At 36.7% G+C, this 20,043-nt stretch carries 19 protein-coding genes and 1 pseudogene; 13 read left to right on the forward strand and 7 right to left on the reverse strand.

The annotated features are described in order from the left end of the window. Positions 1 to 37: 37 nt before the first annotated feature. Entirely contained in the window at positions 38 to 412 is a 375-nt protein-coding gene (locus PLEUR7319_RS0118775; protein WP_019506770.1) for a hypothetical protein, read from the reverse strand. A gap of 507 nt (positions 413 to 919) precedes the next feature. Between PLEUR7319_RS0118775 and PLEUR7319_RS0118785 the strand changes: the two genes are divergently transcribed. The 8 genes from PLEUR7319_RS0118785 to PLEUR7319_RS0118830 all read left to right on the forward strand — a co-directional run bounded on the left by PLEUR7319_RS0118785 (position 920) and on the right by PLEUR7319_RS0118830 (position 10,259). Further along, positions 920 to 4,294, forward strand: coding sequence for a hypothetical protein (locus PLEUR7319_RS0118785; protein WP_019506772.1), 3,375 nt, complete (start codon positions 920 to 922; stop codon positions 4,292 to 4,294). A 307-nt stretch (positions 4,295 to 4,601) separates the two neighbouring features. Next, positions 4,602 to 4,826, forward strand: a complete 225-nt coding sequence (locus PLEUR7319_RS0118790) for a hypothetical protein (protein ID WP_019506773.1) — start codon at positions 4,602 to 4,604, stop codon at positions 4,824 to 4,826. Between the two features lie 113 nt (positions 4,827 to 4,939). Beyond that, complete coding sequence (locus PLEUR7319_RS0118795) at positions 4,940 to 5,137, forward strand: hypothetical protein (RefSeq protein ID WP_019506774.1); 198 nt, start codon at positions 4,940 to 4,942, stop codon at positions 5,135 to 5,137. 274 nt (positions 5,138 to 5,411) lie between these two features. Then, positions 5,412 to 6,161 (forward strand): hypothetical protein, encoded by a 750-nt coding sequence (locus PLEUR7319_RS0118800; protein ID WP_019506775.1) that lies wholly within the window; start codon positions 5,412 to 5,414, stop codon positions 6,159 to 6,161. Between the two features lie 101 nt (positions 6,162 to 6,262). Further along, on the forward strand, positions 6,263 to 6,781 hold the full coding sequence (locus PLEUR7319_RS0118805; RefSeq protein ID WP_019506776.1) for a hypothetical protein: 519 nt from the start codon (positions 6,263 to 6,265) through the stop codon (positions 6,779 to 6,781). A 90-nt stretch (positions 6,782 to 6,871) separates the two neighbouring features. Next, positions 6,872 to 7,474, forward strand: a complete 603-nt coding sequence (locus tag PLEUR7319_RS0118810) for a hypothetical protein (RefSeq protein ID WP_036799013.1) — start codon at positions 6,872 to 6,874, stop codon at positions 7,472 to 7,474. Then, positions 7,462 to 7,848 (forward strand): hypothetical protein, encoded by a 387-nt coding sequence (locus PLEUR7319_RS0118815; protein WP_019506778.1) that lies wholly within the window; start codon positions 7,462 to 7,464, stop codon positions 7,846 to 7,848. Before PLEUR7319_RS0118810 ends, PLEUR7319_RS0118815 begins: the two co-directional genes overlap by 13 nt. A 923-nt stretch (positions 7,849 to 8,771) precedes the next feature. Beyond that, positions 8,772 to 10,259 carry a hypothetical protein gene (locus tag PLEUR7319_RS0118830; RefSeq protein ID WP_019506781.1) on the forward strand — a complete coding sequence of 496 codons (1,488 nt, stop codon included), beginning with the start codon at positions 8,772 to 8,774 and terminating at the stop codon, positions 10,257 to 10,259. 258 nt (positions 10,260 to 10,517) lie between these two features. On the opposite strand, the gene PLEUR7319_RS35960 is transcribed toward PLEUR7319_RS0118830, so the two are convergent. Next, complete coding sequence (locus PLEUR7319_RS35960; RefSeq protein WP_019506782.1) at positions 10,518 to 10,880, reverse strand: hypothetical protein; 363 nt, start codon at positions 10,878 to 10,880, stop codon at positions 10,518 to 10,520. Between the two features lie 232 nt (positions 10,881 to 11,112). On the opposite strand from PLEUR7319_RS35960, the gene PLEUR7319_RS0118840 reads away from it, so the two are divergent. The 5 genes from PLEUR7319_RS0118840 (at position 11,113) to PLEUR7319_RS0118860 (ending at position 13,327) form a co-directional block, all read left to right on the forward strand. Next, the gene (locus PLEUR7319_RS0118840; protein WP_019506783.1) at positions 11,113 to 11,325 is read left to right on the forward strand and encodes an AlpA family transcriptional regulator; all 213 of its coding nucleotides are present in this window, start codon (positions 11,113 to 11,115) and stop codon (positions 11,323 to 11,325) included. A 145-nt stretch (positions 11,326 to 11,470) separates the two neighbouring features. Further along, positions 11,471 to 11,653, forward strand: coding sequence for a hypothetical protein (locus tag PLEUR7319_RS35965; protein ID WP_019506784.1), 183 nt, complete (start codon positions 11,471 to 11,473; stop codon positions 11,651 to 11,653). A 72-nt stretch (positions 11,654 to 11,725) separates the two neighbouring features. Next, complete coding sequence (locus tag PLEUR7319_RS0118850; protein WP_144054338.1) at positions 11,726 to 12,181, forward strand: hypothetical protein; 456 nt, start codon at positions 11,726 to 11,728, stop codon at positions 12,179 to 12,181. A gap of 215 nt (positions 12,182 to 12,396) precedes the next feature. Continuing rightward, positions 12,397 to 12,714, forward strand: a complete 318-nt coding sequence (locus tag PLEUR7319_RS0118855) for a hypothetical protein (RefSeq protein WP_019506786.1) — start codon at positions 12,397 to 12,399, stop codon at positions 12,712 to 12,714. 55 nt (positions 12,715 to 12,769) lie between these two features. Next, a complete protein-coding gene (locus tag PLEUR7319_RS0118860) occupies positions 12,770 to 13,327 on the forward strand; it encodes a hypothetical protein (RefSeq protein WP_019506787.1) in 558 nt (185 codons plus the stop codon). A 15-nt stretch (positions 13,328 to 13,342) separates the two neighbouring features. On the opposite strand, the gene PLEUR7319_RS0118865 is transcribed toward PLEUR7319_RS0118860, so the two are convergent. The 5 genes and pseudogenes from PLEUR7319_RS0118865 to PLEUR7319_RS35975 form a co-directional block, all read right to left on the reverse strand. Next, complete coding sequence (locus PLEUR7319_RS0118865) at positions 13,343 to 16,489, reverse strand: type I restriction endonuclease subunit R (protein WP_019506788.1); 3,147 nt, start codon at positions 16,487 to 16,489, stop codon at positions 13,343 to 13,345. A gap of 3 nt (positions 16,490 to 16,492) precedes the next feature. Continuing rightward, positions 16,493 to 16,867, reverse strand: coding sequence for a DUF5615 family PIN-like protein (locus tag PLEUR7319_RS0118870; protein ID WP_019506789.1), 375 nt, complete (start codon positions 16,865 to 16,867; stop codon positions 16,493 to 16,495). Continuing rightward, positions 16,864 to 17,091 (reverse strand): DUF433 domain-containing protein, encoded by a 228-nt coding sequence (locus PLEUR7319_RS0118875; RefSeq protein WP_019506790.1) that lies wholly within the window; start codon positions 17,089 to 17,091, stop codon positions 16,864 to 16,866. Before PLEUR7319_RS0118875 ends, PLEUR7319_RS0118870 begins: the two co-directional genes overlap by 4 nt. Then, positions 17,088 to 18,377: a restriction endonuclease subunit S gene (locus tag PLEUR7319_RS38335; RefSeq protein WP_019506791.1), complete on the reverse strand. Its 1,290-nt coding sequence runs from the start codon at positions 18,375 to 18,377 to the stop codon at positions 17,088 to 17,090. Before PLEUR7319_RS38335 ends, PLEUR7319_RS0118875 begins: the two co-directional genes overlap by 4 nt. 3 nt (positions 18,378 to 18,380) lie before the next feature. Then, positions 18,381 to 19,937: pseudogene (locus tag PLEUR7319_RS35975) on the reverse strand (N-6 DNA methylase). Positions 19,938 to 20,043: the final 106 nt, after the last annotated feature.

Here is a 20,043-nt window from a genome sequence, read left to right on the forward strand (position 1 = left end):
CTAACAAACAGAGGGGTAAAATTCCCCTCTACAGTTTTTATGACAACTTATCTAACTGTTTATTAACCTCTCGTAATTGCGACTCAACCTGTCTGAGTTGAGATTTTAGAGTAGCCTGTCTGGAATTAAGCTTATCTCTTAGGTCACATAACCTATTACGAATGGAAGAAACAGATTTTTCTTGTCGATTGTATAGTTCTCGTTGTATCTGTGTCTCTTGATTATCAGAAAACTCTACGAAATCTGGAGACAAATAATTAAGATTATGATTGGGAATAGCGGGTAGACTCTCAACAGCAGGTCTAGAATTTTCTAATTCATAAGCGCGTAGCTGTTGTTCGGCTTCTAAAGTACCCACGTATGGCTGAAGCCCTTCATTTTCCATAGCAGGATGTCGGTAGTTATTATTCATAATTGATTAAATATTGATTAATAGTATTTTTGTTCTGATAGTACAGTTCTAGAATCCTAGTAAATTCTTGTTTGGTTTCTGAACTGAGAATTTTGTTATTCCTTATCTTCAATAGATTCTGTTCTAGCGAACGTAGTTTATCTTTCATTGTTTTATGCCATAAATATCTATCTCCATAAAACAGCAAAAGTAATGATACTTAGTGTTCAAAAATCGCACTAAGAAGGATAAAAATATTTTCTGTATATTTTTGGGTTCGCAAATAACAAGACCCACCCCCACCTCTTCTTATATATAGGTTGGGGACAGTAATTTATTTAACCGCTTAAAAAGCCAATAAGAGTCAAAACATGAGGTGGTGAAAACTTTGCCTTGTGAGTAACAGACTATAGCCCCCCTATGGGGTCAGGAATTTTACAACTAGATATTTATTTTTCACAAGGGTTAGTCAAGAGACTGACCCTTTTTTTGAGTTTATTCAATTAAATCAAAGGAGACATACATAAAATGAAAACTCAGACTTTAACATCCGTATCAACAATTCAACTTCAATTCCCTAGCTTTGGTAATCCCAATGCAGAGCGAGAAATAGCAATCACCTTTAACTTTGAAGCTGGGACAGTAGCTTGGCGTAATCGTGTATTCAAAGTAAACGAAAGACTAATCGCTGTCCGTAAAGTCTATTCTGACAAAGGCTTTAAGTCTAATGACTATGAGTATCAAACTCAGGTTATCTCTGTAGAGTCAGCTATGAAGCTAATGATGAAGACTGTTAATAGCTTTAAGCAAGCCAACACTGCAATTAATTTTCTCAATGAACTTGTAGGCACTGTCCTAGTAAGTAACTGGGAAATCGATGAGCGAGACACCACTAGCTATAACCTCAGTGCCATTCAACCAGAAACAGATAACACCCGCGATGCTCAACAAGTCCTCAGAGACTATGATGTGGTGGGCTTTGAGATTAAGTCTAGTGGACTCATGGGCAAAGGTTTATGGGTCGAAGGTTGCTTAGAAACAGCAACTAGACAGTGGGGCTTTGCCCTACCAGATAAAACCAATAAGAAACGAGCTAAGGTAGCTGATGCTGTAGTCGTATCAGGACGTTTTGTAGATGGAACTAAGTCTATAGTTCATGCTGATAAAGCAGAGAAGCAGCTTAACCGCGAGACTATGCTCAAACATATAGCTGCGGAACTTCCTGTAGTTCATGAAGATGCTTTAGTGGCAGAACTTTATGATGGTAAGTTTGCCGTATCTTATGGGCTAGCTGATTATAGTCTATTGCTAAATGACCCACTACTATCTTTAGCTGTAGGTGATGCTGGCATAGTAAACAGAGAGCCTATTAACTATGTAGCTAATAAACTGCTTCGTGGTGGAATTAACTTAGAACTATTGTTCGCTAGCAATCCAGAATATCAAGCTGAAGTAGAGAAGAAAATCAAATCACTATCTCTGACCAATAATCGTGCTGCTCAAGTTCAAGTAGTCATTGAAGATGTAAAAGCTGAACTAAAAGCCCATGAACTCAATGAAACCGTTCTTCAACCTGGAGAGGTAATTGAGTTTAAAGGACAAGCTGTAGTTGCTAACTTCAACACCTTCCCTGTCAGAGTCCATAAAGTTAAGAGCGTTCGTCGAGGTGCTTTCATTAACACCGAATGCCGTAGCTCAGTAGTAGAAGTCCACACTAAAGCTGAGTTTAAAGATTATAATGCCAAGCTTAGGGGACAGTGGATTAAAGGAATGACTACTCGCAATGATGATTATGTTGTCCTTGACTCTAACGACGAACCAGTAGATGCTCGTTTTATTCTCAATCACAACTCAGTTAAGAATGAAAAGGCAGTTAGTTTAAGAGGTTGGGCAAACAACGAAGGACAGAGAATTGCTTTCTGTCAAAATGGTGAACTTCGCTATGTAGAAGAAGACAGTAACGGTAAATGGGTTCTAGGCGGACTTGTTGACTTAGAAGCAGTTGAGGCTGAGATTGCAGCAATGACTGAAGACTATAGGGTAGAGCAGGTTGTCTCTAGACAAGACTTGGAAGCATTCAAAACTTCTAATCCCGATGCCTTTACTGGTGTTGAAGAAACTGAAATAGGCAATAGTCTAGTTAAATTGAACTATCAAGCTAAAGGCTTTGTTGCTCCTTTAGTGTTCGCTATTGAATTAAGTTCCGTTCCCGAAAACCTCAGCGTCAATCGTCGTCTGGCTTCTAATGCCACATCCTATCTAACAACATTTCCCTGTGATGGATTAAAGAAAGTAACCGAGCATAACAGCAAGCTCGTTAAATCCCTTAAACTAGCTAGTAAAAACCATGTTGATGCTCGTTTCAATCTAGACAGAGAATGTCAGGCTCAAGCATTGCGTGATGTTTTAAGCACTATAGCAAAATCCTCTAGCCGTGATTTATTAAAGCAGCTAGGAGATAAATATCCTCATGGGTTTAAAGTCGAGGGTTCGGTTAATGGTTCGCGTCAGTGGAAGGTAACAATCCCTGCTCGTCTATTAACTGTGTTGAGCCATTTCAATAAAACTGGCTTCTCCACCGATAACAAAGTAGTGGAAGTCCATGCTTTCCTAAGTTTGGTTGCTGATAAATCTTCCTGTCCCCATCTGATTGCGGAATATGCTTTCCGCTTAGGCTCTAGTCTAGAAAACTGGAAAGACGACGTAAACAGCCGTGAGAAAGCTTTTGTTAAAGGTTCTCCCCTGTTCACCACCCACGGTATGAAAGTTATAGCTAATTCCCAAGCTGGCTATGAGTTAGTGAATGGTGAAGAAGTCCCTGTTATCTGGATTAACAGCAATAGCCCCCTGGTAACTGGAACTGTAGATAAGAACGGTAAGAAAGTTAAACAAATCAAAGACGGTGATGTAGTTCTGTTCTATCGCAATCCTGTAGTTGATTTAACCCCTGGTATTATCCGCTTTAACGATAAAGCCTGTGGTAAGTTTACCTGTGCTGTATCTCCTTCCGTATTAGCTTGGAGTAGCCAAACTGATAATGATGGTGACACCTTATGGGTTGTGCCTCTAAAGCAAGTCCGTATCAGTAGTGTAGACACACAAGGCGAACGGGGTGATGAGGTTAGAAACTCTATTGCTTCAATGATGAATCATCCTCTTGTTGGTAAAGAGATTGCTGTAGAAGCAATGAAAACCTTTGGTGCTGGTGATTTGTTCGCTGGCATTATCAAACCCCGTAATAACTTTGGTGCTGGAATAAATAATGTTGTAGTTGACTCAAACCCTGACATCATTGAACTAGCCGAAGCTGTAGCTAATCACTACACAGTGCGTGTAGGACAAGGTTATAGCCTAATGTTCAATGCCTTTAACAGTTTCACCACTAAGTTTCATCAGAGCGGTTATAGTGCTTTCTCTCATGCTGAGATAGTCGCTATTAAAGCTAGTTCATTTGTCTTCTATGAAGAATTTGGATTAGCTGGCTTCTCTGCTGGTAATGAGTCGGAGTTTGCCAAACTGACTAAATCCGCACTGGAAAGACTTGGTAAAAACAAAGTAAGCTCTAGTGGTTTGTTAACCCGTAGAAATAAAGGCGGTAATAAAAATTCCTGGTTCTATGCTTCTCAATTTAGAGCGCAGTCTATCATTCAATCTCAGACTGAACTCAATCAACATTTCGGTGATGTTGAGCTTCAGTTTGGAAGTTCTGAAAGTCAGCAAATCAAACTACAAGCTCTCAACAATGGTTTGTTCAGAACTCTAACCAAAGGTCATCTAAACCAAGAAGGCTGTATCAATGGTATATTCTCTAGCCTTGCTGTAGATATGATTGATGCTGCACATCCTTTTGCTAATGCCATGATTACTTGGCAGGAGTTTGTTAATGGTGGTCTTGTAGCCTAGTAGGTTTATCGTTGTGTAGTTCTTATCTCTAACTTTTAACCAAATCTTAGACTTAATTATATTAATCCTTCTTATCGCTAATAGATTCAAGTGATACTTCCTTGTAGATTCATATCTTTGGGAGTTAATAGTATCAGAAGTTATTGGGACTCTCTGACTAATAGAAGCTTCAGTGCTTTGTTAGTTTTATGTGCTGATAGCGGAACTTGAATTTAAAACGTGATAGCAGCAAGGATGAATCCCTATGAATATTGCTAGTTATACCCTTTGGGTGTTTGAGATATTTATACCCTTGAAATAATACCCTATGAATATTTTATTAATCGAACGATACAACCAGTTAATTCAAGATGTTATCAAGCATAACGATGCTATTCTAGGTCAGGTAGTAGCTGATGATGAATTATGCCAGGATATCAAAAATCAATGGTATCCAGATAATAATACAGACTGGGAAGCAATACTCAGAACTGAAATAGCGAGTTACAGCTTCGACCCCTCTATTTATCCTGATAATTTCTTTAACGAGTAATTTTAATCAGCATTACTTGTATGTCCTTTCATTAGGAATACGGAAAATATTGATTATTTTTATGCCATTGGTATTGACTAGATTAGTAGTATATAAATACTAAGATACTAACTATGAAAACTGTTAAAGAAGTTCATCAAGAATATAGCGACAAGGTACAGCAAGCTAAGAAAGATAAGTTTTTACTGGGATTGAACAACCTCAGTCCAGGTGAGAAGTCAGCAATAAGGTTTTTAGCAAGCCTATCTCATACTGTCGGAGGAAAGCAAAACCTAGCTCGTCTGTTTCAGATATTTATGACAATTGAATAACCAGCTTCTCTGCTACGCAGTAGAAGAGCAGCAATAATACAAGAATTAAGTAGTAAATAAGCCGTCTAACTCAATGCAGTTGGGCGGTTTTTCTATAGCAATACTCAGTTTACATCGAGACACTTTTTATTTGCTACTTGCTACTTACGAGTAATTAACTTAGTTGTCTTAACCAGTTTAGTTACAGTGTCTATGACCAGAACCTAATGGTCATTAAATATTTTCTCAAGGTACATAAATCAATCAAATCAAATTAAATCAAGGAGTTCAAATTATGTCTAATCAAACTCGTCAATTCAATATCGTAGTTCTTATCAACAAAGCTAAAGATAATGACAATATCACTTTTAGTATTACTGAGAGCGAACAAGGTGGTTTCCTTCATGCCAATATGACAGGCTCAGTAGTTGAGGCAAATGGGTTAGTTCACACTGAAGATAGTGGTGCTGAGTATGACTATAGCGGAGATATCAAAGGACTAGAAGCACTAATCTTAGTAGATAAACTAATCTTAGCCGAAAAGATTATCAATGAAGCTGAGGCTATTTTTACCAAACGAGCAGAGCGTAATGATTTAAACAATCGCGTATATCTAAATATAGTAGCGTCGGGTTTCCGTCTTGATATTAAAGATGAGGCTGAAGAAGCAGATGATAACCGCAGCAAGTTATGGATAACCAACATCATCAGCGTGGATATCACTGGTGGCTTGAGCATTGATGCCTTCAAGAACCGTTTAAATGCTCTTAAGTCTAGAAGTGCTAATCGTAGAGTTAAGACTCGTAGCAACGGATTATTTCGCCCCCAACAAGAAGTAGCCAAAACGACTACAGAAAATATTGATGTTCCGTCTAATGATGCTCCCCCTGAACTTCCCAGTAGAGAGGAGATGTTTAAGCAAATGATGGTTATGCAGGAACAGATGGCTCAAATGCAATCTAAGTTAGCAGCCAAATCTTCTAGTAGTAATGGCGGTAGCAAAGCACCAGTAGTTAGGGATGTTAAGGCACTGGTTGAGAATTAACCACAATCTATATTTCATCAAGGGTGTGTCTACAGAGATACGCCCTATTTTTATTTATTTTATTCAATTCAAATTAATCAAATTAGGAGCAATCAATTGATATGGCTAAAGCTAATCATAACCACGAATCAAATAATCATAATCAGTCTGGCACAAAGGTTAGAAGTATTGATGAACTACTTGCTGCCAAACGAGCTAACAATCAACTCGGACGCAGTAAAGCAACTGAGACTATTGAAAAAGCATCTAATGTGGTTCGGAGTAACACTGGGAAAGCCACTAGAGCCGAGCTACAGAATGATTTAGTCAAGAGCGCAGAACTAGCTCAGGCTCACGGTGAAGAAGACGGTATAAAGCAATTTCTCACCGAAGATATTCCTGCTGTAGTAAAAGCATTACAAGGCGAACTTAAGACTAAGCATCAGGAAACCCTTGCTAGTAATGAATCTAAGTTGCTAGAAAGTAGCGTGATAGATGCCGACTGGGAAAGCATTAACACTGATTTTGATATGTCGTTTGAGACTCAAGAGTGGTTATTACTAGAGGGCAATACAGAAGTTAAATCATTGCCTTCTACTAATGATGATAATCCTTTCAACTCAGACGATTTACCAGAGTAAATACAAGATGAAATTTATTTAATAGGGGGTGGTATGAAGTTGCCAGCCTCTATTTGTTTGTCTATAAAACTTCAAAACTATTTAATCAATATGGTGAATATTATTATGGAACTCAACCAAGTTCAGAGAGAGTTAATTATTAGGGGCTACGATGCCCACTGTAGCGAGATAGAAAGATTAATTGAAACTAGGCTCAATACGGATATGATAGAGCTATATGAGGTCTTACTGTCTGGTAGAAAGGCTGATATCAAAAGGTACTGCAATAACAACGAGATTGATTTATTAGATATAGATGAAGCTACCAAGCAGTCTATAGGTCTTAATTTAATTGAGATTGAAATTAAAACTCTGCTCAGTGAAAAGGGTAGATATGATGCTGAGTTGAAAGAGTTGGGTATCAGGACAAAGAGAATTACCAATGGCATAGAACAATGTCCTTGGTTCTCTATGTTTAATAGTCCTGTTAGCCTCCAATGGTGGACGAAAAACACAGAGAAGATACTAAGTAACTGCGATATTAACCACAAATACTATGACTGGGTTGACAGCAAGATAGAACATATCAAAGATGTCTGGACTGAGATTGAGCCTCAACAAGCTCTCCCTGACATAACTAAGTACTGGCAGGTTTATAACTTTGAAGTGCCTGAAAGGGTACAAGAATACTTGGTAAAGGGTTGTGGCAATTAGTAATAGATAGTCCTCATCCTTCTGTTGTAGCACCCCTACAAGGTAACGATGTAGCAATGGAAGGAGATATTAATTGTCATATTGAAGAAGAGGATACAGCAGCCCAACCAATTAGTGTGTCTACACAAGTAACATTAGAAATATCACAGGATAAGGAATCTGAGTTTAACGAGAAGTTTAATATTATATTTCCTACTATTAAAGGACAGTGTTTGAATACAAAAGATTTTAAGTTAGTAAAAGATAGTTTGATAGCTGAAATAGAGAATAGTTTAAATCCTAATAAAGTAATTAACAGCTTTTTAGATAGCTACGCTAATATTATGAATAGCTCTCAAAAAAAGCAACTAGCAAAAATAATTAATAGTGGCTGATTAATCCATTAGCTTCGGTAATTATTGAATAACATAGGTACTATTATTCTAGATAAAATAGTATTTATATACTTAGAAATATTAATTATGAAAATTAAAAACAGAATTCACACCAGCCCTAAGCACGTTACCTTACAAAACTTTGTTATAGATTTTGTCGAGCAGCAAGCACAAAAAAATAATAAATCATTTTTTAGCCAACTAAATAGCATAGTAAGAATATTCAAGAAACAGTATGACCTCTAAAGAGAAATTATTAATAGAAACACAAAGTAAATTTAGAAATAATATTAAGGGTTCTGGTCTAATTTATATGGGTCTATATAACTTGATAAACGAAAATAGACCTATGATACCAGAAGAGTTGGCAAAGGCTATATATGTCCCAATATCATTTGTCTTAGAGTACGAATATATCTGGAATATATATATCAATTAGTCACAAGATAAAACCAGAAACTACGAGAAAAGTAGGCATCAAATATTAGTAGTATCTGTATACAGTATCGCTCTGAGCTTAATTGTATCTTTCTATGTGTGGTGGTAGAGAGTGACTGTACATGGCATAAATCTTAGATAAAAAAATGACCTACTAAAGATTAGTAGGTCTATATGCTTTCAAAAGTATTATTTTAAATTGATAACAAATTAAAACTATGTCCGTGTAAACCCCATGTTAATTTATCATCATCTTTAATGATAATAAATAACAGGCGTAGTAAGTAGGATTAAATATTACTAGGTTAGAATATAGATAGGAAACTAGATATTAAAAAACTTTCTAGTATTTGCTTTAGCTAGAAAGTTTCAGAAGATATTTATGGAAAATACAAATACAAAAAAGTATTACTAAAACAATAGAGTAAAGACTATTGAGCAATTCCAAATAAATGAAATAATTATAACTTTTTATATTATAACCTATGAGGCAAACAGTATCAAAGAATTTTAGAGATGAAATAATCAAAATATATCCTAATTGCTTAAACAAAATTTCTTATTTAAGATTTTTGCAATATAGATTTTTTAGTAACAATTGGGAAGACAAAGAAAATTGTTTACTGAAAGTGCCACAGTTTGCTTTGGCATACTGTGAAAGTAAAACTAGAGCCTTGGCAGCTAATAATTACAAAGGATATTTATTTTTACAGAAGTTCAGTAAGGAAATACAACACATCACTTGGTCGGATTGGAGTTTTGCAGAAGGTAGATGTAGAGTCGTTGAATTTCCTATTGATGCGAGACTAGAATCTCTTATTACTTTAGAGACATATAAAGACTATAAACAAGAAGGCGGAAGAATCTATTTAATCAGTGGGAATAAATTTACTACCAGAAATAGAAATCTAGAACTTAAAAAAGCGCAAGAAAAACTTCAAGACGAGTTAGACGATATCAGGAAGTGTAGAAAAGTCAGAACAGGAGCAGCTAAGATATTTTTCTACATGATGAAGGTAGATATTAAGCACTATAGAAAAATAATTGATAACAATATTGATACCGTCGAACTGGCTATCAACAACAGAATTGATTTAGCAGAAACTAAAAAGAAAGTTTATTTAGAAATAATAGATTGTCTGAAGGAGATAAAAAAACCAATGTTGCATGGAGTAAAAAATAGTTGGAGATTATACGATGAAGGGGTTTCTATAACAGGCTTACCTCGTCAATATCGCAAAATGCTGTGTAAAGGCTGGACGGAGTTTGATATTAAATCTAGTCAGTTAGCAATAGTCAGCAGTAAATGGAATATACCTAGTATTCATAAATTCCTTAGCCAACGCAATAGCGTATGGGACTTATTCTTTGATGTCTTTTCTGTATCTGCTGATGAATACGAGTATGCCAAAAGGTTTTTTAAAGAAAGCTTATACAGTGTTGTGTTTGGCAAGCAAGAGACAAGTATAGCTAAAGAGTACGATAAGTTATTTGGTAAAGGGGCAGGTCAAAAGTTTAGTAATATCTGGTTGGTTAGAGATTTATTTGATGCTCGTGAGGCTGAGATTAATAGATTAGCCAATGTTCCTCAAGGTCGCTACTACTCATTAGTTGCGGGGCTAACCTGTAATTCTAGTAATTTCTTTAAAACAGGAATAAGCAAAGGCGAACTTAAGAAGTTTGAAGAAACTGGAGTCATGCCTTATACCCAACGTAAGCGTATAACATCTGCTATGGCTCAAGAAGTACAGATGATTGAAATGGCTATACTAACTCCAATCATAGACCTAGCTAAAAAGAACAGTGAGTATTATGTCATTACCCTATGGCAACATGACGGCTTCTCAGTTAGGTTCTTGGATAATACCAAGAGGAATAAATATACCAAGACAATTGTAAATGCTTTTCAGTCAACTATAGATAGCCTTAAAACCTTTAACATCCCAACCTACCTTGAATACGAACATCTCTAACTTTCAACCTTCAATTTAGCCGTAAATCATGGGGGAAGGAGCATCATTAACAAGAGAAGTAGGTTTCAGCCCCCCTTATATTGAGAAATAGAATAGAGAGGCAGGTAAGGGCTACTATTTCAGCTTCTCCTCCTATAGATACGTATATATAGAGGTATAGAAATAGCTATAACCTTTGTGTAGTAAGAAATACAACAACTGTGCATTGCTGCAAGTTTTTCCCCCAAGATATTGAGCAGTTAATGTAATCTACTCATTCTAAGGTGATTTATCAGGATTATATAAGCCCTCACTAATAGCAAATGCTTTTAGTTCCCGATATGCAGCAAGCAGAGATGACCTGTTGCTCCAGTTGTCTCCTTTGCCACCTGTAAAGTGCTTTTCTGGAAAAGGGTCTAAGAAAGTTCCATTCTCTTTTATCAAGTATTCATCTCGAACAGATTCTTTCGTAAAATCCCAATCAATATCAAAGACTAACTCGAAGGAATCAATAAACTCTTGCAGCCTTTCGTTTAAACTATCACTCATATTCAAGCCTCTATTAAGCCAAGTATAAGTATAGGGTTTATTTCTTCTATTTTCTATTTCTCTGATATTAAAAGCGATTAGTTTGTTAATCAATAGTTTGACTATTATTTACTACTACTATTTTTCAATAATAGAAAAGTAGCCATAGTGATTACTTTTTATATATGAAGAAAATAATGATAAGCAGAAATATAAGACTGCTTCCTAATGATTGGGACAGATTAAGTATCATAGCAGATAAATATAATATGCGAATAAGTGAATTAGTTAGATTAGCAATTAAGGAATATTTGAAATATAGAGTTTAGATATAGAGTTTAGATTTATGAAAGCAACAATTACTAAGAAAGATTTATTAACCATTAAAGAAACAAGAGAAGCCTTGCAAGTTAGCACTACAACCTTGCGAGGATATATTAAAAAAGGTCTACTCCGCAAAGTGCGCGATAGCCTGGAGAAGACCAAAGTGTATTATCTCAAATCTGAAGTTGATAAGCTTCTAGCTACTAGATTTTATATAGAAGAAGTTAATACTTAGTTTCTCTATATTATGAAACTGAATAAACAAATAAGACCACTATTCTTTAATTTGAACGGTAGTTTTTTGTTAATTATATTTTATGAGAATGATTGTCATTTCTAATATTTATTGTTATAATATATATGTAGTCGAAAGTAGTATAATGAAATTAAATGTAGCTGACACTATTACGTCAGAAATAGCTAGTAGAAAACTCAAATCAATAACAAGAAGTATAAGGTTTGAGAGAAAAGATTGGGAAGAATTGAGTAAATTATCTATCGAGCTTGATTTACCAACTAGTCATTTAGTAAGAAAAGCAGTAAAGCAATTGATTAAAAAATAAATGGCTATATCGCAGACTCTAATGCGATTAACAAATTGTCTCAAGGGAAAAATAATAAACAAAAAAAGAATTATGAAAAATATTAAATACGGAACAGATTACAAAGTTTTAGATAGTGATATGCAAAATAGCAAAGAAGCTCTAGAAATGTTTGACAAAGCTATTTTCTGGGCAGACTCTTTGGCAAGAGGAGGTAACTTAGTAGATTGCTCTGATATTGATGATGGAAGTGATGAGGGTGATGTATATTTTGAAAGCTTTTGTAGAATGAAAAATAAAGAGCTTGAAAAAGAAATTTCTAATAATCACCAATATGCGGAAGAAATGAAAGTAGCTTTGTTTCTAAGGAGGAGATACCCTTATAGAACAAAGAAATTATATGAAGGTCATATGAATATGCACGGTGCTATTTTAGCTGAAAAGTTGAAAGAACATAAAGCTAATATTTTACAGGTTTTAGAAAAACCAGTTCAACAAGAAACATTAGATTCAGAAGAGAATGAATTAGATGATGACCTACCATTTTAATTAATAATCATGTCAGTTACTTAAAATAGTTGTAGAAAAATTTATTAAATAGTTTTTATAAATAAAATCGAATAAATAAGCTTTCTAAATAATATTTAAACAATTAAATAGGGATTATCTAATAACCCAGTGTTGGCAAATTATCAGACGGCTCTCAAGATTAATTTCTTGGGGGTCTTTTTTTATTAACTATACATTTTCAGCAATTAAAACTAATGACCATATCAAAATCAAGACCACCTCAAGGTAGCTACGATGAAAACTTTGACCCACGCCCAAAGATTGTAACTGTTGGTGTCTCACTAGTAACAGTTGAAGAACATACGTTTATACAAGACGGACGCGCTGTAACTTGTCCTGTAGATGACGACATTACATACATTAGTTTGCCTAGAGAGATTGTTCATTTGCCTTGTGGGGGTGCGTCCTATGACATTATTGCTGACTTACTGGAACAAGAAGGCTATTTGCGTAAGCATTGGCGGATTTCTTACGTCTGGGAATGTATACCTGAAGGTCAGCACCCGTTTTAGCTACCTTCTTTTTATTTACATAAACACTTGACTAATCAATCAAATATTTATCACCATGAAAACTCATCAAGCAGAAGTAATCAACTGTGTAATCGCGAAGACTAAATATGGTCGTAAGCTTGTTCTCAACTGTAAGTTACTATCTGATAATTCCCAAGTCGCTTGTTGGAGTAATGAGCTTGGCAACAAAGTATATCGCTCAAAGCATAAAGGCGACATTGTTGAGCTTATCGAATCTGACAAGGGTAAATTTAGTGTTCTTGATAAAGAACCACCCCACAATATCAATGGCGCAGGACTAAAATCTGTCAAAGAGATAATGCCAAACATACCTAAGTCTAACGGCTATGCCAACGGGACTAACGCTACTCAACAAGCCGTTAATTCTGCTGTAGAAGATTATTTAGATAATGATTTGGGACTCCCAGAATTATTAACTGACCGACAGAAACAAGACTTGAAAAAGCTTACAGTTGAACGCGCCCGTCTTTTAGTATTCTGTATTGAAACAATGAAGAATGAAATGGATGCCAAAGGATTTGAGTTCTATGAAAACTCAGTTAGAAGTTTAGGAGTAAGTTTGTTCATTCAAATTACTCGTTATCTACCATAGAAGTATTTGAAATACTTAACCTGCATAAGAATCATAAATATGTTGGTATACTTCATTACACTTCAGTTCGTACATCTCATCAGAATAAGACTGGGGTAATCTATCCAATACATCCTTAATTGCCACTTCTACAGAGGCTCTAGTCTGCTGACGCTTACGCCAATCTATAACTAGCTTCTCTCGTTTCAGGGTTGCCAATAATTCCTGGGCTATTTCTTTAACTTCCTTCTCTTCCTGCTTACTCAAATTGATATTAGGTTTAGTTAACAGGTCAAAGATAGCTAACTCTTCTTCAGTTAACTTTTGGGCTATAGCTCTTTTCTCTTCTTCGTTTAACTGTTTGGCAAATCCTAGCAACTCAGTAAAGAACCAATCTACATTACGCGAACCAGAGTTATATTCTTCTATCATCTTCTGGTACTTCTCAAAGTAGTTGAGACGGGTTTTATTAAACTCAACCATTTGCTGTAGCTTGCGGTGGACTGTTCCTTTAAGTTTTTCGGCTTCTGTATGTTTGTAGCCAGTTTTAAATTTATCTTCTAGCTGTTCTAAATCTAGTTGGCTTAAATCTATTAGCTGTTTGGGACTATCGGGAATAATAAACTCACCTGCTACTATTGATTCGTCTAGTAATTCTGCTACCTCTTCCATGACTTCTGAGATATCCGTCTCTGGTAGTTCTTGACGAATCTTTATTGCTAGTTTCTCTAGTAGCATCTGAGTCTTAGCAAACTCATTAGCAGTTGTATCTGGGAGGATAGCTTTGTACAGTCGGGTAACGTTAGCTGAGAGGGCGAAATAATGCTTTTTCACCTGTTCACTGACTAATACAGCTTCTACTGCTTCATCCCATACTTTTGCTCGTTCAAAAGCATCCTGGGTAGTATCTAGTTTGTGTAAGTCGATTCCTTTTTGCTTACAGAAGTCCTTAGCTTCAGCTATTGCTTCTCTTAGTTCCTGTACTAATACCGTTTTAGGATTAACGGGTGTGTCGCCATCTTCTACGCCACCACCTGAAGCAGAACCATAAATAGCTAGAGCATCCTGTAAGTTACGGAATACGCCGATATAGTCAACTATTAGCCCGTTTACTTTTTCCTTGAAGACTCGGTTAGCCCTAGCTATAGTCTGCATCAGGGTATGATTCTTCATCGGTTTGTCTAGGTACACTGTAGAGCAACTAGGGGCATCAAACCCAGTTATCCACATAGCACAAACAAATACTATTCTTAGTGGGTTATTAGTATCTTTGAACTTTTCATCTAGTCCTGGTGATTCGTTGACTAATCTATGACGGTGGGGAGTAATATCTAAACCTTTGTTCTGGAAGTCTTCTACTTCATTCTGGGAAGAAGAAATAATTACCGCCATGTCTGTATCTTCTACATACTGGATTTTCTTCTGTAGCTGCTTAAGTTCAAACTCACTAACGTTTGCTTGGGCTAGTTGGGCTTTGAGTTCGTTTAGATGTTCCTTCCAGTAGTGCTGTACTTTGTCATACATTTTGACTGCGGTAAACCTATCAATAGAAATAACCATCGCTTTACCTTGAAATCCTCTAGCTAAGAAATGGGTTACTATATCGGCTGCAATCTTGTCTAAACGGTCATTGTTTACTATCAGGTTATATTCCCTGCTACATTGACGTTCTAGTAAGCTTTCTTGGTCTTCATCAAGAGTGGCATTCTCAATGATGTTCTGCATATTCTCGTTAAGCTCATCGTTGGTAAGCTGTAGTTCGGGAATGCGGTTTTCATAGTAGAGGGGTACGGTAGCTTTATCTTCTACTGACTGACGGAAGTTATAGATACTGACATAATCGCCAAATACTTCTCTGGTTCTTTCTTCACCAGCCATCAAAGGAGTACCAGTAAAGCCGATAAAAGCAGCATTAGGTAAAGCATTCCTCATGTTGAGGGCAAAAGTATCGTATTGGCTGCGGTGTGCTTCATCTACCACGACGATGATGTTAGAACGGTCTGAGAGTTTAGGATAGGTTTCTCCTTTGTCTACTCTAAATTTCTGAATTAGGGTGAATACGTAGCGATGGTCTTCTTTTAGTAGTTGCTTGAGGTGTACTGCACTATTAGCCCTGACGTTCTTTTCTGGTTCGGTAACAGCATCAGCATAGGCAAAGTTTTGATAGATTTGTTTGTCTAAGTCATCTCTATCGGTAATAACTAAAAACGTCCAGTTACCCTGTAATTTACGGTGTATCTTTTGAGCAAAGAACACCATGCTATAGGATTTACCGCTACCTTGAGTATGCCAGAAGACCCCTAACTTACCTTGGTTGTCTTGTATCTGTTTAACGGCATCAATAGCATTATTTACCCCTAAGTACTGGTGATTCTTGCCGACTATCTTTACTAACTTCCCTTTAGCCGTATAGAAGAAGGTGAAGTTTTCAATGATGTCTAGTAGCAGTTTTTTATTACAAGTTCCTCTAACTACAGTTTCCAGAGAAATAATCCCCTTCTCGCCTTCAGAGTTAATTTTCTTCCACTCGCTGAAGTGTTCCCAGGATGAGGTTAGGCTACCAATTCTACTTTTACTACCGTTGGAGAGAATAATAAAAGCGTTGTACCAGAATAGCTGTGGGATAGTTTGTTTATAGTCTCGGAGGTTATCATCATAGGCTGTTTTGAGTCTTCTGTGATGGCGTTTGAGTTCGATAAATACTAGGGGTAAACCATTAACAAAACCTAGTAAATCTGTACGCCTGAGATACATTTCCCCTGTAATCCAGAATTGAGAGGCGAGGAAGAAATCATTGTTACTGGGGTCATTCCAATCAATTACTTTAACTGTTTCTATTGCTTCTTCATCGTTGGCATCTTGAAAAGTAACTTTAACCCCATCCTTGAGCAACCTATATATCTCGCGGTTAGCATTTTCTAAACTTAAGGTGCTGCGGTTTTTAGTTAATTCTTCTATCGCTAAATCAATTGCTGCTGTTGATAAGTCAGGGTTTAATCTAACTAACGCTTTCCTTAACTGGTGTACTAAGACAACCTCTTTTCTACTGCTTCTGCCTAACGTACTTTTATCGTCTTGCCATTCGTGGTAACAATTAGCTGTTTTGTCCCACCCTATTTCTTTGAATAGTTCAATTGTACGTAGTTCTAAGGCATCTTCAGAATCAGGATGAGGTTTTTTCATCGGTTAAGAATTTCGTTTGATAGGTAGTATCCTGGCTTTGGCTTGAGCTTCATTCACAGTAACTAAAGCACCCGCTTCTAGTTCAGACTGAAACTGTAGTAGCGCAGCTAATACTATCTTGCCCAATTTATCGGGGAAAACATCTTGAGTCCTTACCTGAATTACGCTTGGTGTATCAGCTTCCGAGATTGCCAACAGCGTACCAAAGTCTAAATCATGGGTAAACACCGTGTAACCGTTACTCACAGCCCAAGCCATGATAGTTGAGTCTTTAGCTTTTATATCACCTACAGAAGACCAGTGGACGGCTTCATAACCAGCAGCCTCAAATACAGATACCCAAGTAGGAGGTATGTTCATGTCGATAACAATTTTCACGGCATAGCGAGGGGTACTTCAATTTCTTCTGTACGCCATGCAGCATACGCTAAAGCCTGATAAATGTCATCTTTTTCCAAGTAGGGATAGGCTTTGAGGATTTCCTCTGGAGTATGACCTGAAGCCATTAAACCTACTATTGTTCCTACAGTAACCCGCATCCCTCTGATACAAGGCTTACCACCCATTACTTCGGGATTGAAGGTAATTCTATCTAAGTTCATGCTGCTAATTCTCCTGTGTCTATATTTAGGTTTTCTACATCTATCTGCCCTGAAATGAGTTTGGGTAATAGTAAGTCACGAGTTTTATGGAGGTTAATGTTTTTCTCTGAAAGAACATATATTTGTCTGAATAGTGGAGAAACAATTTCAGAAAACTTTTGAATAGTATTACTGTCAGGATGAGCTATTAAAAAAGTTTCAAAGCAACCTACTTGTACTCTTTGTCTACCGCTAGAGCCAGTCATGCTCTTAATTGCATTTTCTCTAAAGTCATCTGAACGTGCCAAAAGATAAACATATTCAGAACAAAGAGTTTTAGACCTAAGAACAATAAACTCAGTCGAACCACAAGCTACAGAATCATTAGAAGGTAAAAATTGAACATAGCCTGTTTTGCCATTTTCAAGACTAGGAGTAATTCTTGCTAAAAGAGTATCGTGATTTTTGAACTTTGCACCACTGTTACTAGTACGAGATTCAATATCATTTATTAGCATTGAATCAGTAGATAGACTCCCCATAGGAACAAAAGGTTTTTGTCCTTGTTTGGGAACTTGAGTTTTGGGATTAACTAAAACTGCGTCCGTTACTTTTGTGACTTCCCAACCTTCAGGAATTAAACCTAATTCAGACTCAACCATATTTACCTGTTCGTGACCAGGGAAACGGAATTTAACAAACCACTCTTGATAGATAGTTTGTGCCATTGATTCTAATATTTTGATGCGTCTGGTATTATTTTCGATGAGGTCATCATAGGCTGAAAGTATAGAAGCAATTTTGTTTTGTATGGGTAGAGGTGGTAGATACAAAGGCTCGTTTTCCGAGAAAACAGTATATTGAAATCTCGCTACTCCAGTATGCTGAGTATGATATTGCAACAAATAACCAGCGTGATAAAGATACTGTAGTTGCCAAAATAAGTAATTGCTGTTTGCCCGTTTAGGATTGATTCTTATAAATCTACTAAAACTAGCACAAATTAATGGTAATTCTGACTTGTAAACTATTGAAGGATTGATAAATAGGGAACGTCCTGTAGGTCTATTTTTTGAACCACCAGCCGTTTCTAACAAAATATCATTGGGTTTGAGAATTTTTCTATCTGCAATACGCTTTGGAATATAGCGAATGGGTAAATCCTCAATTTCTCCTTTTCTGACTTTTTCAAAATCTGTTCCTCTAATGACAGCCATTTTCACTGATTTATCAAACTGTTCTCCTTTACCCCATTCTCCATCTTTAGATATATCAATAAGAGATTTTAGAATTACTGAGTTTATCATTTTTTAAATTTCCTCCAGTAGCTTAACTACATTCTCAGCAATTTTTCCCTCTAAGCCCTTTGCCTCACTATTCAAAATCTCCAACTCTTCATTCAATTCTGACAACCTTTCAGCAAAATCAAATTCTTCCTCTTCCTTTTCCGCAACCCCTACATATCTTCCAGGGTTCAAACTCCATCCTTGCTCTTTAATTTTATCGATGGTAGCCATACAGCATAAACCAGCTACATCAATATATTGACCTTCTGGAAAATTCTCTTTCAGCAAAGGAGAATCATAAACAGTTTCTATTTGCTCCCCTCGATAAAGCCTGACAATATTAGAAATAAACTCAATCTGTTCTGGGGTAAACTCCCGATGCGCTCTATCTATCTACCGATAAATATGTCTGGCATCAATAAATAAAACTTTGTTCTTCCGTGTGGTGTCGGTTTTACCTTTATCTAAAAACCAAAGAGTACAAGGTACACCCACTGTATAGAAAAAATTAGATTTTACAGCTATCATTACATCGACTACACTAGCTTCGATGAGCTTTTGTCTGATTTCTAACTCTGAACTTCTAGCATCGCTAGCAGAGTTAGCCATGACAAATCCTGCCCTACCTTTATCACTTAAAGCACTGTAGAAGAAATGAATCCAGAGATAATTAGCACTATCAGCTTTAGGCATTCCAAAGTCTTGTACCCGTAAATCCCCCTTCATCTTTTCCTTATCCACCTTATCCACATTGAAGGGTGGATTAGCCATTACGAAGTCAAACTTACTAATACTCTTGTGGATATCCTCGTAATAAGTATTGCCTTCTTTAATATCTCCAGATAAACCATGTACAGCTAGGTTCATCTTGCATAGCCGTACTGTCTCAGTTACCCTTTCCTGTCCGTAGATACTTATCTCAGCATTAGGGTTTTTCTGATGCTTACTGACAAAGGAAGCACTTTGTACGAACATACCACCCGAACCACAGGCAGGGTCATAAATACGTCCGTGATAGGGTTCTAGAATTTCGACAATTAATTTAACGATAGAAGTAGGGGTGAAAAATTCCCCTCCCTTTTGTCCTTCACTCATGGCAAACTTACCGAGGAAGTATTCGTATATCTTCCCGAAAGCATCACCTTCTAAATCTGTATCGATATCTATCTTGTTAAAGCTTTTGAGTAGTTCGACTAACAAGCTATTTTCAAAGCGGTTATAAGTCTGAGGCAAAATGTTACTCAATTCCTCATTCTCAGCCTCAATAGCTTTCATAGCTTCATTTATCGCCTTCCCTGTATCCTCGCTCTCTGGGAGATTAACTAGATAGGAAAAACGAGCTATATCGGGTAAATACATTACCCCTTTGGCTTGATAGTCTGCTTTAGATACACCACGTCTTCTACTGCCTTTGTTCTTTAACTCCTGTTCTGCTTTGGTAAACCTGTAATCAGCGTAGCGCAGGAAGATTAACCCCAGTACAGGTACAGAATACTCTGAAGCTTTGAGCTTAGAGTTTGCCCTCAACTCATCGGCAGCATCCCATAAACGTTTCTCTAAATCAGTGGTGTTGGCTGGCATAAGGTGTTTACTACAATCATCAAGCTTTTTGATTGTATGTCCTATTTATGGCGATGACACCAGATATTTCAACGAACTTTAGAAACGCTAATGAGAAATGGGCATT

Source organism: Pleurocapsa sp. PCC 7319 (genome assembly GCF_000332195.1).
Taxonomy (GTDB): Bacteria; Cyanobacteriota; Cyanobacteriia; order Cyanobacteriales; family Xenococcaceae; genus Waterburya.